The sequence below is a fragment of the Glutamicibacter uratoxydans genome (assembly GCF_050753455.1).
GTDB lineage: Bacteria > Actinomycetota > Actinomycetes > Actinomycetales > Micrococcaceae > Glutamicibacter > Glutamicibacter uratoxydans_A.
Map to the genome: position 1 here is coordinate 2,731,214 of NZ_CP192736.1, position 13,822 is coordinate 2,745,035.

Annotated in this window: 12 protein-coding genes; 8 read left to right on the forward strand and 4 right to left on the reverse strand. The window is 61.3% G+C overall.

Going from position 1 to position 13,822, the window contains the following annotated elements; genetic code table 11:
• Positions 1–18: 18 nt before the first annotated feature.
• On the forward strand, positions 19–1,053 hold the full coding sequence (locus tag ACQQZ8_RS12625; RefSeq protein ID WP_431710150.1) for an enoyl-CoA hydratase/isomerase family protein: 1,035 nt from the start codon (positions 19–21) through the stop codon (positions 1,051–1,053).
• An 8-nt stretch (positions 1,054–1,061) separates the two neighbouring features.
• On the opposite strand, the gene ACQQZ8_RS12630 is transcribed toward ACQQZ8_RS12625, so the two are convergent.
• The 3 genes from ACQQZ8_RS12630 to ACQQZ8_RS12640 are packed head-to-tail and all read right to left on the reverse strand — an operon-like array spanning position 1,062 to position 6,380.
• Positions 1,062–2,831, reverse strand: coding sequence for an FMN-binding glutamate synthase family protein (locus ACQQZ8_RS12630; protein WP_431710151.1), 1,770 nt, complete (start codon positions 2,829–2,831; stop codon positions 1,062–1,064).
• 40 nt (positions 2,832–2,871) lie between these two features.
• Complete coding sequence (locus ACQQZ8_RS12635) at positions 2,872–4,668, reverse strand: amino acid ABC transporter ATP-binding/permease protein (protein WP_431710152.1); 1,797 nt, start codon at positions 4,666–4,668, stop codon at positions 2,872–2,874.
• The gene (locus tag ACQQZ8_RS12640; protein WP_431710153.1) at positions 4,665–6,380 is read right to left on the reverse strand and encodes an ABC transporter ATP-binding protein/permease; all 1,716 of its coding nucleotides are present in this window, start codon (positions 6,378–6,380) and stop codon (positions 4,665–4,667) included. Before ACQQZ8_RS12640 ends, ACQQZ8_RS12635 begins: the two co-directional genes overlap by 4 nt.
• Positions 6,381–6,496: 116 nt before the next feature.
• Between ACQQZ8_RS12640 and ACQQZ8_RS12645 the strand changes: the two genes are divergently transcribed.
• The gene (locus tag ACQQZ8_RS12645) at positions 6,497–7,507 is read left to right on the forward strand and encodes an acyl-CoA thioesterase (protein ID WP_431710154.1); all 1,011 of its coding nucleotides are present in this window, start codon (positions 6,497–6,499) and stop codon (positions 7,505–7,507) included.
• 5 nt (positions 7,508–7,512) lie between these two features.
• Positions 7,513–8,136, forward strand: coding sequence for a phosphoribosylanthranilate isomerase (locus ACQQZ8_RS12650; RefSeq protein WP_431710155.1), 624 nt, complete (start codon positions 7,513–7,515; stop codon positions 8,134–8,136).
• A 3-nt stretch (positions 8,137–8,139) separates the two neighbouring features.
• On the opposite strand, the gene ACQQZ8_RS12655 is transcribed toward ACQQZ8_RS12650, so the two are convergent.
• Complete coding sequence (locus ACQQZ8_RS12655; protein WP_431710156.1) at positions 8,140–8,691, reverse strand: acyl-CoA thioesterase; 552 nt, start codon at positions 8,689–8,691, stop codon at positions 8,140–8,142.
• A gap of 137 nt (positions 8,692–8,828) precedes the next feature.
• On the opposite strand from ACQQZ8_RS12655, the gene ACQQZ8_RS12660 reads away from it, so the two are divergent.
• The 5 genes from ACQQZ8_RS12660 (at position 8,829) to ACQQZ8_RS12680 (ending at position 13,808) form a co-directional block, all read left to right on the forward strand.
• Positions 8,829–10,193, forward strand: coding sequence for a sensor histidine kinase (locus ACQQZ8_RS12660; protein WP_431710157.1), 1,365 nt, complete (start codon positions 8,829–8,831; stop codon positions 10,191–10,193).
• Positions 10,190–10,846 carry a response regulator gene (locus ACQQZ8_RS12665; RefSeq protein WP_431710158.1) on the forward strand — a complete coding sequence of 219 codons (657 nt, stop codon included), beginning with the start codon at positions 10,190–10,192 and terminating at the stop codon, positions 10,844–10,846. Before ACQQZ8_RS12660 ends, ACQQZ8_RS12665 begins: the two co-directional genes overlap by 4 nt.
• A gap of 85 nt (positions 10,847–10,931) precedes the next feature.
• Positions 10,932–11,813, forward strand: coding sequence for an ABC transporter ATP-binding protein (locus tag ACQQZ8_RS12670; protein WP_431710159.1), 882 nt, complete (start codon positions 10,932–10,934; stop codon positions 11,811–11,813).
• Positions 11,810–12,976 carry an ABC transporter permease gene (locus tag ACQQZ8_RS12675; RefSeq protein WP_431710160.1) on the forward strand — a complete coding sequence of 389 codons (1,167 nt, stop codon included), beginning with the start codon at positions 11,810–11,812 and terminating at the stop codon, positions 12,974–12,976. Before ACQQZ8_RS12670 ends, ACQQZ8_RS12675 begins: the two co-directional genes overlap by 4 nt.
• A 205-nt stretch (positions 12,977–13,181) precedes the next feature.
• The gene (locus ACQQZ8_RS12680) at positions 13,182–13,808 is read left to right on the forward strand and encodes a hypothetical protein (protein WP_431710161.1); all 627 of its coding nucleotides are present in this window, start codon (positions 13,182–13,184) and stop codon (positions 13,806–13,808) included.
• Positions 13,809–13,822 lie beyond the last annotated feature (14 nt).

Below are 13,822 nucleotides of genomic sequence, written 5' to 3' on the forward strand. Positions count from 1 at the left end.
TTGAAGGAAAAGAGGATCATGACCGAACTGGTAATCTCTCAGGTACACGGGCCGATCGGGATGCTTCAGCTGAACCGCCCGCAGAAGCTCAACGCGCTCAATCTGGAGATGCTCCAGCGCGTGAATCGCATCCTGCAGGATTGGGCCGAGGACCCGAGCATCGAATTGGTGGTACTCAGTGGTCTGGGAGAACGTGGATTCTGCGCCGGCGGGGATATAGCGGCCTTCCATGCTGCGGTGACGAGCGGAGAGCATGACGCCTTCCACCGGCTACTGGATCTGGAATTCGGGATCGATTATCTCATCTCTGTGTACCCCAAACCGTTGATCAGTCTCGCGCACGGGATCACCATGGGCGGCGGAATCGGTTTGGCCTCCCACGCCCCGGTGCGGGTGGTCACCCCTGATGCCCGGATGGGAATGCCCGAAGCTCGCATCGGCTACACCCCGGACGTAGGAGGGAGCCACCTCTTGGCGCTCGCACCGGGACATTTCGGTGAATACTATGCGATGAGTGCACAGAGCTTCTCGGGGGCCGACGCCGTATACCTCGGATTTGCCGATGTGGTGATGGAACCGGCGGTGCAGGCCGAACTCATCGATGAGCTCGATGATCTGGTGGGCTTGGATGCCGGGCAGCTGATCGCCACCCTTGAACTGTTGCACGGCAGTGTTGCCTCCAGCAGGCTGGAGTTAGAGCAGGGTTGGGTGGATCATGCCTTCTCGGCTCAGACTCCGCAAGAAGTACTGGCTCGCCTGGATGACATGGCTCACCCACGAGCCGCGGAGACTGCCGGGGCGATTCGCGCGAACTCTCCCACCTCGGTGGCCAGTGCCTTCTATGCGGTGCGTGCTGCTCGGGCCGAGAATCATCTGCGTTCGGCTCTAGACCGGGAGCTTCGGCTGGCCGATCATCTGATGCACCTGCCGGATCTGGCCGAAGGGATCCGCGCCCAGGTAATCGATAAGGATCGCAACCCGGCGTGGATGCCGGCTTCGTTGGAGCAGGTTGACCATGCGGGACTGCTACGGCTGATGGATTCGAAGGACTAACCCCTGCATTAGCTCTTGGGTCGTCCAGGCCGCCCCTCTGGCCGGGTGGCGTCGGAAGGGACCGGTTTCACGCTCTGTGAGTCCCGGGGTTCTACCCGTGGCACATTACTTCCTGGCACGCGGTATTGCCCGTCCGCGGGAATGATCGCCACGGGGGCTGGGATCGTATAGGTCAGCGGGGCGTGCTCCCCGAAGTGATCCGGATCGGCCTGCGCCCAATCCTCCGCCCAACTACTTGGCACCTGTTCAAGCAACTCCCCCGGACGTAACCAGTGAAAGAGCGAAGCGTAGGAACGGGTGCTTTGAGTGTTCACCCGACGGCGCAGCATCCGCGGGGTGAGCTGCTCCGGTCCATCCAAACCCATGGAGGCGATTAGTTGCGCCGCCTCAGTCACGGTCAACCGGTGATAGTTATACACACGGTTACCCTTGTCCTCGATATTTAGCGCCATCACTAGCCGACGGTCCTGTGTAGCAACCCCGACCGGGCAACGGTTGGTGTGGCATTTTTGGGCTTGAATGCACCCGGTGGCCATCATCATCGGGCGGGCGGCAAAACAGAAATCCGCGCCCTGAATCAGTCGTTTGACGATATCGCTACCGGAGGCGATCTTTCCGGCGGCCCCCACCCGCACTTGATCGCGCAGGCCGGTACCAACCAGCGCGTTGTGCACCAACATCAGGCCCTCAGTCAGCGGGGTCCCCACATGATCCTCGTACTCTAGCGGCGCGGCACCGGTACCGCCCTCTGCACCATCCACGGTGATGAAATCTATGAGGATCCCGGTTTCTACCATCGCCTTACAGATCGCCAACACATCGGTCCGCGAGCCGACACAGAGTTTAATGCCGATGGGTTTACCGTCGCTCAGTTCACGCAATCTGGCCACGAACTGCAGTAGTTCGCGCGGGGTGCTGAACTCGGGGTGACTGGCCGGGGAGATGCAGTCTTCACCGCGGGGTACCCCACGAGCCATGGCAATTTGCGTCGAGACCTTTGCTGCTGGCAACACCCCACCTAAGCCGGGTTTAGCACCTTGGGACAATTTGATGGTGATCCCCTTGACCACAGCATTGGCCGCCTTCTGGGCAAAACCTTCGGGGTCAAACCGCCCGTTAGCGGTGCGGCACCCAAAGTAGCCCGAACCGATTTCCCAGAACAGGTCCGCCCCGTAACGCAGGTGATATTCGCTGAGCCCACCTTCCCCGGTTTCCTGCATGAACTGACCCTTGGCTGCGCCTTTATTCATCGCGAGAACCGCATTTTTGGACAGCGCCCCGAAACTCATCGAGGAGATGTTCAGCAATGAGACGCGCACCGGGCGGGTGCATTGGCTAGAACCGATGCGCACACCATGTTGTTCGACCGGTGGGGCCGACGGCGCGGTGGAATGCAGCAGGTATTCGTAGCCCACCTGGTTCACGTCGCGTTCGGTGCCGAAGGCCTTGTGACTGTCGGCCCCTTTGGCTCGGGCGTAGATCAATGACCGGGTGTCCCGGTCAAAGGGTTTACCATCGGTGTTCCGTTCGATGAAGTACTGCTGAATCTCGGGGCGGATGAACTCGAAGAAGAACCGGGTATGGCCCAGCACCGGGAAATTACGAAGGATCGCATGCTTCGTTTGCACCACATCGTGAATCGCGAGAACCAGCAGGGCGGCACTCACCGCGGCAAGGATCCACCAGGCGTGGCTGCCCACGGCCAGGGCGAAGATCGCTGCGAGCACCGCCGCGGTTCCCAGCAGGATCAGGAAAATCAGGACAAAAAACCGTGCCATAGGCCGAGCCTAGCCCTGTGGTGTGCGTCCGCGATACCCCTTAACCCAGTTGTCTTGGCGGTTGACCGGCCAACGGCACGGCTTCGATACTATCGAGTTCGCGTTGCCGCATCCGGCTAAAGAGCGAGGATTCATCGGCCAGCAGTGTCGCCGCCGGGCCGCGTTCATGGATCCGTCCGCGATCCAAGACCAAGACGGTGTCGAAGTTTTCCAACACCGCCAAGCGGTGGCTGATCATCAATAACCCCATTCCCGCATCCACCCGGCGCTGCACCACTGCCAGCACCGCCGCTTCGGTCTGGGTATCCAGCGCACTGGTGGCCTCATCCAGAATCAGTATCCGTGGGTTGCGTAGCAGGGCGCGCGCCAGCACCACACGTTGACGTTGCCCACCGGAAATCCGTGAGCCGCGCTCCCCCAATTTGGTGTCCAACCCGGCACGTTGGGTCTGTAGCCAGGATCCCAAACCGAGCTCATGCAACAAGCTCAGCAGTTGTTCATCCCCGGGGTTAGCCCGGCCCAACAGCAGGTTGTCGCGCAAGCTTCCGCGGATCAACGAATCGTTTTGGGCCACCATCACCAGCCGTTCACGCACATCATGTTTCGCCAGCTCGGCGGTATCCACGCCGTCGAGCAACACTTGGCCAGTCGCTGGCAGGGTGCGCAGCAGAGCGTGCGCTACCGAGGATTTGCCGGATCCCGAGGCTCCAATCAACCCCACTCGTTGCCCAGGGGCCAGGTCAAAGTCCAGTTGCTCGACCACCGGCTGTCCGGCCCGGTGGATACCTAGATTGCTGACCCGCAGCCCCTCGCCGGTCTGCTCGGGAGCCTGCGGATGTAGCGGGTCGCCGACCGCGGGAGCAGTGCGGTGGTTAACGTAGAGCCGGTCGATACTGTGCAAAGATTCTTGCAAAGTAGAGACGAACCCGTCGACCGCGCGCACTGCCTCAAAGGAAGGCACGCACAACACCACCAGCAGTAGCAGCACGCCGGCATCGAGAGTCCCGAGACCGTTGAGCAAAATGCCCAAAGCCGCCAGCCAAGGGATGAGGCTCACCAAGGCCGAACGTACTCCAAGCATGCGGGCGGCGGCCCGAGCAACGTTCGGATCTTGGTGCGTATTGTGCAGCCGAGACGCCAGCGCCCGCTGGGCGTTGAGGCTGAAGACCACCTCGGCTCCGGCGAGGGTATCGGCAATGACCGCACTAGCTGCACGGCGTGCCCCGGTCTCCGCTTGGGTGGCCCGTTGCAGGGTGCGAAGTCCTAGCAGCGGGATCACGAGTCCGAGCAGCAGATACCCGGCCAGCAGAATCAACCCGCTGCCCAGATCCACGCTAAGACACACCCAGAGACCGATCGATCCGCTGACCACTACCGCGGCCACGGCCGGGGGCAAGGTGTGGGCGAAAAATACCTCCACCCGGTCGATATCGCGCACCGCACGTTGCAGCATCGCCCCACTATGCGAGCCGACCGCGAACGGGGCTTGGCGTTCGTAGTCGGCGTAGATTTGGGTGCGCAACCGAGCTAATGCCAAGAAAGCCACCCGGTGGCCCACAAACTGTTCGGCATAACGCAGCCCACCCTTGGCCAAAGCCAACCCCACCAAACAGCCGGCGAGCGCCGGGTAATCCAGCTGTGCTCCGGGCAGACTCAGGTCTAAGCCCGCTGCCCGCAGCAGGCCGAGCGCTGCCACATAGTAGATCCCTAAGGAAGCTAGACGCGTCCCGCAAGCCAAAAACGCGGCCAAAAGCAGGCGAGCCAGCAGATCCCGGGTGCAGGAAATGATCCAGCGTAGCGCCGCAGAGCGCGAACTCGTGTGCTTTTCCGTGCTCATGATTCCTCCCCTGAGTGTGCGCTGCGTGCGGTCGAGCTGGCCATCGCCCGGGCCAGATAACCGTCTTGGGCCAGCACCTGCGCGGTTGGGCCCGCCTGAATTACTTTTCCGGCCTCCATCACCACCACCCGGTCATAGTCGGACAGCAAGGAAAGCCGGTGGGTGACGGTGATGACCGTACGATCCGCAGCCACTTCACGCAAGAGTTGGAGCACTTGGGCTTCGGTGCGCACATCTAGCGCACTGGTGGGCTCATCCAAAAGCAATACCGCCCGGTCGGCGAGGATGGCCCGGGCAATAGCCAAACGTTGACCTTGGCCGCCGGAGAGCCGCGTGCCGGCCTCGCCCAAGGGTAGGTCTAGGCCATGCGGGAGTGCGGCGAACCAGGGGGCTAACCCCACCCGGGTTAGCAGGTCGATCATTTCCGCGTCGCTGGCCTGAGGGTCGGCCAGCGCGAGGTTTTCGCGCAGGCTCATCGCAAAAAGATTCACGTTTTGATCCACAACCGCGGTATTCCAACGCAAGGTTGCTGTCCCCATGCCCTGCCGGGTGTCGTGAATGATCCCGGCGCTGGTTTCTAACTGACCGGCTAAAAGCCGCAGCAGGGTGGTTTTGCCGCTGCCCGAAGCGCCGATGATGGCGGTGCGTGAGCCGGGTGGGAAACTCAATTGGAGGTCACTGATCGTGTCCTTGTCCGACTCATATCCCGCGGCCACCCCTTCGAGTTGGAAGCCGCTGGCACGCAAGTCCACCGTTAATGGTTCAAGCATCCCTGGGTGACGTTCCTCGGCTAGGGTCTGGGTGATTCGGGTTTCGGCGGCCTTGCCGGTCATCCCAATGTAGAAGAAACTGCCCACATAATTCACCGGGGCCAACATCAACAGGCTCAACGCCACTAGGCTCACGGCTTCCCCCAGGCTGAGTACCCCGGTGTGCAATTTCCACCAGGCCAGCCCGGCCGCGGTGGCCAGCAGCAACATGGCAAAGGTCGCATCGATCACCAGCAATACCAGTTGGTTGCGGGCTAAGAGTTTCATCACCTGCACGCGCACCTGCTCCGCCGCGGCGGACACCTTGGTACCCATCCAGCCCGAGGCGTTATTGAGTTTGAGCATGCTCAGGTTGCGTAGTGCGTCCATAAAGACCGCGGCCAAGGTTCCTTGGGCCCGCCGGTAGGCTCCGGAGGAAGACCGGAAGAGTTTGGAAAAGCCCAGCACGATCACCGGGACCAGTAGCAACAGGATTCCAAGGATCCCGGCTGCCTGCAGGTCCAGAAACACCGCCACAAAACCCAACACGATCACCGGGGCAATGACCGCGGCCAGCGCCGGACCGATGAACCCGGCGCGATAGCGCACCATCCGGTCCACCGCATCCATCGCGGTATTCACCCGTTCCCCGTGCCCACCCCGGGGCAGGGCCAGTGGCCCAATGGCCAGATAATGTTCCAACAACCGGGCCCGGGCGGTGTCCTGCATCCGCGTCGTCGCCCGCTGAATGATCACTGGGATTAGCACCAGTGCGGCACCGGCCAACAGCACTGCACCAAGTACCTGGATGACCCACGAACGGTCCAACCGTTCCCCGGCAAGACCAATGTCCAGTGCGACACCCAACAGCACTGCCAGCCAAGCGGTCGCGGCACTGGAGATCACCGAAAGCCCCACCACCACTGCGGTGGGCGAAGAACCGGGGGTCAAAACTTTACTCACCTCTCCATCGTAGGCCGCGCAGCCAGCGCCGGGTGGCTGACCCCACCGGTGGCGCGGCAGCCGGGAGCGAAGTCATGCAATTGCGCGCCACATTACCGGTAGCGCACACTTGATCCATGGACGCGGCCACTAGCACCGATCGGGCATATCAGATCACCCTCAGATTTCTTGCGGCTCCCATGGATGTGGGGCTGTCGGGCACGGTGGAGGCCGGGACCATCCTAGAGTGGGTGGATAAGGCCGCCTATGCCGCCGCCGTGGGATGGGCTTCGAGCTACTGTGTCACCGCCTATGTGGGCAACATCCACTTTGCCGACCCAGTAAACTCCGGGGACCTGGTAGAGGTCACCTCCAGTATTGTGTACACCGGAACTTCCTCCATGCATGTCTACACCGAGGTGTCCTTCCGTGACTTGCGCGGCACCGGAACCCGCACCTCCACCACCTGTCTCGTGATTTTTGTGGCGGTCGACGATGCCGGCAAACCCCGCGCGGTGCCAGCTTTCACCCCACGCACCGCTGTGGAACACGAACGCCGGGAACGCGCACTGGCGCGGATCGAGATCCGTGAGGCGATCGTGGCGGAAATGAAGGGGCAGACCTACACTCAGGCGGGGACCGCCGAGCGGATCACGCTACGCTTCCTAGCCGAACCGACCGACGTGAATTGGGGTGGAAAGGTGCACGGCGGGATTGTGATGAAGTGGATCGATCAGGCTGCGGCCCTATGTGCTGCCCGTTATTGTGGGCGGGATGCGGTCGCGGTGTTCTCCGGCGGGATCCGTTTCTACCGCCCACTCTTCATCGGCCACTTGGTGGAAGTGGAAGCCCGGTTGGTGTACACCGGTTCCAAGGGCATGCATATTGCGGTGCACGTGCGTTCCGGGGATCCGAAAACCGGGCAGCTGGAATTGACCACCTATTGTTTGACCGTGATGGTGGCCCGTGATGAAACCGGGACCGCCGTGCCGGTTCCGGTATGGCAACCGGTGAGCGCAGAGGATCACGCATTGTGGGAACATGCCCGCGCCTTGCTCTCCATCCGGGCGAACTCCCCGGGTGGCTACACTCCCACCCACTTGGGCACCACCGAACAGCGCAGCAACCCCGATTTTTCAGGAGCCTAACTTCCGTGAATCCCCGCGCCTTTGTGAAAATCTGCGGTTTGTCGACCGATGCCGATGTGGATACGGCTATCGCCCACGGGGCCGATGCCTTAGGTTTCGTGCTCACCGCATCACCTCGCCAAATCAGTCCCGAGCAGGCCGCGGCACTGATTCAACGCATCCCTGAGCGGGTGGCCAGCGTCGCGGTCTTTCGTTCCGAACCGGTAATGGAAGCCATCGAGCTGGCTCGAGCGGCGCAGGTCGGGTGGATTCAGTTGCACGGTATACGGACCGCCGAAGAGATCGCTGCGGTGCAACAGGCCGGGTTCAAGGCCATCCGCGCGGTTCGCATGGATGCCAGTGCAGCACAGTTCGCTGACTTGGGTGAGGATTTGTTACTGATCGATGCCGCGATTCCCGGCAGCGGGCAGAGCTGGGATTACGCGGCGGTGCGTCCGCTGGCCGCGGGCCGGAACTGGCTGGTGGCCGGGGGCCTCAGTGCCGACAACGTGGCTCAGGCGCTGGAATTATCCCAAGCCAGCGGCGTCGATGTGTCTTCCGGGGTGGAATCCACCCGCGGGGTCAAGGATCAGCAAAAAATCATCGATTTCCTCACCGCAGCGCATCGCCGGGCGCAAGCGCGCGGCTAAACACTAGCCAATCCAGCGATGCGGAGCTGGCTTGCGCGAGCCCGGTAGCGCGGTTTCTTCACGCCAGCGGGTCAGCCACTGCGGAAGTTCACGCTCCAGCGGCAAGCTCACCCCGGCCGCGGCAAAAATCTGCTCATTAGGCACCGGGCCCTTGGCCGAGACCATCCGGGTAGCGATATAGCCGCGTGCGTAGATCTCGCCCTTGACCACGATCCGCTGTTCAAAGTAGATGCATTTTTCATCCGCGCCCAGCAGCAGGGTTTCTTGCGTGAAACGGGTCCCGAACTTCACCGATTTACGGAAAGTAATGGTTTCGGCCTGCACCACTGGGGTCCACCCGTTCTTCCGGATCGTGCGAAAGACTCCCGAACGGAACATCAGATCGAAGCGACCTAAATCGAAAATCGAGAAGTACATCCCATTATTGATGTGGCCGGCGAAGTCAATATCGGTCAGCGTGGCACGCATCGGTAGCGTGCCAGCATCCAACATTGAGATCCGCGGACGTTTGCGCGCGGAGAGTAGCAGCGCGATGAGACGAAAAATCATGTGCATACCGTCACATTACCGCCCAGTAACCACATGTTCCACCCGGCACTCAACTTTCGGCGTAATCCATCGGAAGCACGACTCCAACCCACCCCGAGCGGTAAGGTGCTCGGAGGGCAGCTCATCTCACCCAAGGAACCGACATGACTTTTCTCCGCGAACTGATGCACCGCACCATTCCCGCCTTGCCACCGGCCGAATGGGAACGCCCTGCACCCCCGCCCCAAGGCTACCGCCGGGACCTTTTCGCGGCCCTGGGCTTTATGGTGTTCGCGGTACTCATGCAGGAATTGGTGCAATCACTCACTGAAATCGAGCAGACACCGGCGCGCGAAGTGGCTTATGGCGCGACCATCGCCATCGTACTGCCGCTAGCGTTCCGCCGCCGCTATCCGATCCTGATGATGCTCATCTCCTCGGCGGTATTCATGATCGCCGGGAACAGCGGCGCCGCGGTAGTAGCCATGCAACTTTGTTTCCAGCTCGGTTATTTCCTGTCCATCTATTCCGCGGTAGCGTGGGCCCGAAACCGTCGTGCCCTACGTCTGGCCTTGAGCATGATGCTGCTGGCGATGGCCGCCTGGTTGCTGCTCTCCTTCTTCACCGCGGATCTGCTAGAAATTAACAACCTGAACATCGTCGATGCCCCCGCCGGGTTCATCGACCCGGCGCAAGCCCTACCGATCTACGTATTCTTGATGAACCTGCTGTATTTCGGCGGAGCCATTTTCCTGGGGCTAACCGGCTGGTCCAAGGCCTATTCCAATGAATTAGTGATCGACCAGGCCCGCCGCATCGCCGAACAAACCGAAGAATTAGCCGCCCGCGCAGTAACCGAAGAACGGCTACGCATCGCCCGGGAGTTACACGATGTGGTGGCCCACCACATCTCCGCGGTAGGCGTGCAGGCCTCCGCGGCCCGGCTGGTACAGCAGCGTGACCCGGCCAAGGCCGCCGAACTGATGCACGGCATCGAAAACTCAGCACGCCAAGCAGTGGGTGAAACCCGGGCACTTCTTGGGGTGTTACGTGAAGAACCAACGGCCGCGGACGGTACCGCGGACACCGTGCGGCATCCCGAACCCTCACTGGCTCAACTAGATCAACTGGTGGAACAACAGGCTGCGCTGGGACTGCAGGTGAGCCTGCTGGTCGCTGAGCATCGCCCGGACTTCCTTGCCGCCCTACCGCAGGGACTCTCGCTGGCGCTCTACCGCATCAGTAGCGAGGCGCTCACCAATGTGCGCACCCACTCCACCGCACGACAGGCCCGGCTGGCGCTGCGCTCGGGATGCGATGAGCAGGGCAGCTGGGTCGAAGTCGAAGTCACCGACGATGGCCGGGCCGTGCTCGGCAGTGGCGGTTCCGGCTTCGGATTACGCGGCATCCGCGAACGGGCCAAGTTACACCGCGGTGAAGTGGAGATCGGTCCACGCACCGAGCGGGGCTGGCGCACCCGCGCCCGGCTGCGGATAAGCACCGAAGCAAACACTAAAATCGAACTATGAACCCCATCCGCGTCGTCATCGCCGATGACCAGCCCCTCATCCTCTCCAGCCTGCAACTCGTTCTGGAAACCGACCCCGGGATCAGCGTGGTAGGCACCGCGCGCACCGGCGCGCAAGCCATCGGCATGGTCCACGAACTAGCCCCCGAGGTGGTGCTAATGGATATTCAGATGCCCGAAATGGACGGAATCGCCGCCACCGCACACCTCGTGCGCGACACCTCGGCCAAAATTATCGTGCTGACCACCTTCAACCGCGACGACTACCTCTTCGACGCGTTAGACGCCGGCGCCAGCGGGTTCCTGCTCAAAAATACCGAACCGGAAAACCTGATTCAGGCGGTACACCAGGTCGCCGCCGGTCATGGGCTACTCTCCCCCGAAGTGACCTTGAAACTCATTCGTCGACGGACCCCGCATCCGGCCTCCGCCGAGGATGCCGAAGCACAGGTTTTGCTGCACAAACTCACCGAACGTGAGCTACAGGTACTGACCGCGCTCGCCGGCGGGAAAAATAATCAGGAGATCGCCGAGCAACTGGGATTGAGCGAAGCCACCGTCAAAACCCATCTGTCCAACCTCTTAGCCAAAACGAATCTACGCGACCGGGTTCAAGCGGCACTCTTTGCCCACCGTGTGGGACTCATCCAATAGTTTCATCCTTGGGTGTGACTTCCACCGATGCGGTTTTTCCTAAGCTTGAGGTAACCAGCCACCCGCATCGCACAAGGAGCAACTCGTGCTCAAACTGGAAAATATCGCTCGATCCTTCGGGGACCGACCGGTGCTACGTGAGATCAGCTTCGAGGTCCCGCGTGGAGCGCTCACCGGTTTCGTCGGTGCCAACGGCGCCGGGAAAACCACGACCATGCGCATCATCATGGGGTTATTGACCGCCCACGCGGGACGGGTCACCCTCGACGGGAAGGAGCTGTGGCAAACCACCCGGCCTAACTTTGGTTATATGCCCGAAGAACGTGGGCTATACCCACGCCAACCGGTCATCGACCAGCTGGTGTACCTCGGCGCCTTGCACGGGCTCAGCCGCCCGGTGGCTCGCAGCCGAGCCATGGAGCTGCTGGAACGCTTCGGGTTGGCCGACCGGGCCAAGGCCAAACTTGACTCGCTCTCTTTGGGTAATCAGCAGCGCGTGCAGGTCACCGCGGCGCTGCTGCACGAACCTGAGGTGTTAGTGCTCGATGAACCCTTCAGCGGGTTGGACCCGCTGGCGGTGGATGCGATGAGTTCGATCCTGCACGACTATGCCGCCCGCGGAGTACCCATCCTCTTCTCCTCCCATCAGCTGGACCTGCTCGAAAGCCTCGTGGAGAACGTGGTGATCATTCAGGATGGTGGGATCGTCGCCAGTGGGTCGGCCGATCGACTGCGCGCACAGCATGCCACGATGCACCGTTTAGTTCTCGATGGCGATACCGGCTGGTTGCGCCAGACGCCGGGAGTTGAAACTCTCGACATTGCGGGCCACGAAGCATTACTCCGCTTCGCTTCGGATCAAGTCGCCCAACAAGTGTTGGCCCAAGCCCTGCAACGCGGTTCTGTCCACGAATTTTCATTACAACGCCCCAGCTTGGCAGATATCTACCGTGAGGTCATCCGATGAGCAGCACCCCAGCCTGGCTAACCGTGACCTTACGCGAAGTCGAAACCAAGATCCGCGACCGAGCCTTCATTATCTCCACCCTGATCACCGTGTTGTTGATTGTCGGCGCCATCGTGCTCACCTCCTTCCTCGCCAACCGCACCAGTAACTATTCCGTCGCCGCAGCGGATCAACTTTCGCAGCAGGTGCTACAGCAGGCCCAACAACGGCAAGGCGAGGACGTGGAACTGAGTATTGCGCAGCCCAATGCGAGCGACGCTCAGTCCCAACTGGCCGAGGGTGAACTTGATGCCATTCTGAGCAGCGACGGCGCCGACGGCTTCATTGTGCAGGGCCGTGAAGAAATCCCCAGCGCCCTAAGCAGCTTGCTCTCCAGCTCCGCCCAAGAGGTGATGACCGCGCAGCTGTTGCAGTCCTCGGGACTTGATCCCGCACTGCTCCCGGACGCTGATCTGTTGCGTGTTGAACTGTTAGAGGGAGATGCCGAACGCAACTCGATGATCCAGGCAATGGCGTTCATCTTCTCCTTCCTGTTCTATATGGCGGCTTTGCTCTTCGGCATGCCGATCGCGAACTCGGTGATCGAAGAGAAGCAAAACCGTGTGGTGGAGATTCTGGCCAGCGCCATCAAATTGCGCGAACTCTTGGCCGGCAAAATCCTGGGCAATATTATTTTGGCGGTCGGACAGTTGCTGATCTTCCTGGGCGTGGGTTTGGCCGCTGCCTGGCTCTCCCCGGTAGAGATCCCCTTCCTGGGGGTCGTCTCGCAGGTCGCCACCTGGTTCGTCGTCTTCTTCCTTGCCGGGTTCTTGGTGCTGGCCGGATTCTGGGCTGCCCTGGGTGCGTTGGCCGCACGCACCGAAGACCTACAACAATCCTCCGGTCCGGTGGTCACCTTGTTGGTCGGCATCCTCTTTGTGGGGCTCTACGCCAAGGGCACGGTTCTGGTGATCGCCTCCTACATCCCCATCGTCTCCTCGGTAGCGATGCCCATCCGCCTGCTCACCGGTAACGTGCCGTGGTGGGAGCCGGCGCTCTCACTGTTGGTCGTGGTGGCCTTCAGCTGGGCGGTCTTGATCTTTGCCGAGAAAATCTATCGTCGCGCGGTCATGCACACCGGCGGGGCCCTGACCCTACGCAAGGCCTTAAAGCTCGAAGACTAAGGTGCTGGACCGCAAGGTCAACCTCGCTCGGGAAGCAACGTCCGAATTACCGGGCAGCAGCGCTCTTCCTTCACCAGCGATGCCGCCCCGGTTCGGATGGTGTGTTGCCCAGTTGCGACACAGCCCCACGGGTTAAGCTGACTCAGGAGCAAACCGAACACTTGTGGGCCCGGCCCACATCTGGCGCCACGCAGGAGCAGCACCTTTGAGCACCACGTCCCCACGTATCCAGTTACCGGCCCGACAGCTTCTGCTGTGGTTGATACTCCTCATCGGTTTGGTGACCAACGCCGCTTTGAGCCTCGCTCATCTGGTTTTGGCTGGCGGCACTTTCTTGGTTATCACCCTCTGGGTGGTGCGTGTACTGGTGCTCGCCAGCTGTTGGTTGGTACCGGGTAGGCGAAGCACCAAGCTCTGGGCCATGGGGGTGATCTTGGGTGCTCTGGTGCTCGATGCGGTACTCAAAGCTCCGGTCATCGGCACCGTCGAATACGGTGACTGGTTCCTTGTCCGCTCTCTTGATCTCACCGACAGTTACTCCGGATATCTGATCACTTGCGGGTTCTTGCTCCCATTGCTGGTGCTGACCGGCTGGCTGATTCTCCGCCCGAAACGCGCTGCCGGGTGGATCACTGCGCTAACGGGTAGTCTCATCATGTCTTGGGTGATGCTCATGGTGAGTAATTCCGAATCAGCCACCACCACCGTATACATCCTTCTCGGGGTGGCCCGCTGGGTGCTGCCCGCGTGGGCGGCGGTGCTGGCCGACCGGCTGGCTAAGCCAACGGCCGCACGACAAAACTTATCCACAAATTCACGCCGACCGGATTAAAACCGAGAAGAGCA

Coding starts and splice junctions, on each gene's coding strand:
- ACQQZ8_RS12625 (WP_431710150.1), top strand. CDS start 19: ATGACCGAACTGGTAATCTCTCAGGTACACGGGCCGATCGGGATGCTT.
- ACQQZ8_RS12630 (WP_431710151.1), bottom strand. CDS start 2,831: ATGGCACGGTTTTTTGTCCTGATTTTCCTGATCCTGCTGGGAACCGCG.
- ACQQZ8_RS12635 (WP_431710152.1), bottom strand. CDS start 4,668: ATGAGCACGGAAAAGCACACGAGTTCGCGCTCTGCGGCGCTACGCTGG.
- ACQQZ8_RS12645 (WP_431710154.1), top strand. CDS start 6,497: ATGGACGCGGCCACTAGCACCGATCGGGCATATCAGATCACCCTCAGA.
- ACQQZ8_RS12655 (WP_431710156.1), bottom strand. CDS start 8,691: ATGCACATGATTTTTCGTCTCATCGCGCTGCTACTCTCCGCGCGCAAA.
- ACQQZ8_RS12660 (WP_431710157.1), top strand. CDS start 8,829: ATGACTTTTCTCCGCGAACTGATGCACCGCACCATTCCCGCCTTGCCA.
- ACQQZ8_RS12665 (WP_431710158.1), top strand. CDS start 10,190: ATGAACCCCATCCGCGTCGTCATCGCCGATGACCAGCCCCTCATCCTC.
- ACQQZ8_RS12675 (WP_431710160.1), top strand. CDS start 11,810: ATGAGCAGCACCCCAGCCTGGCTAACCGTGACCTTACGCGAAGTCGAA.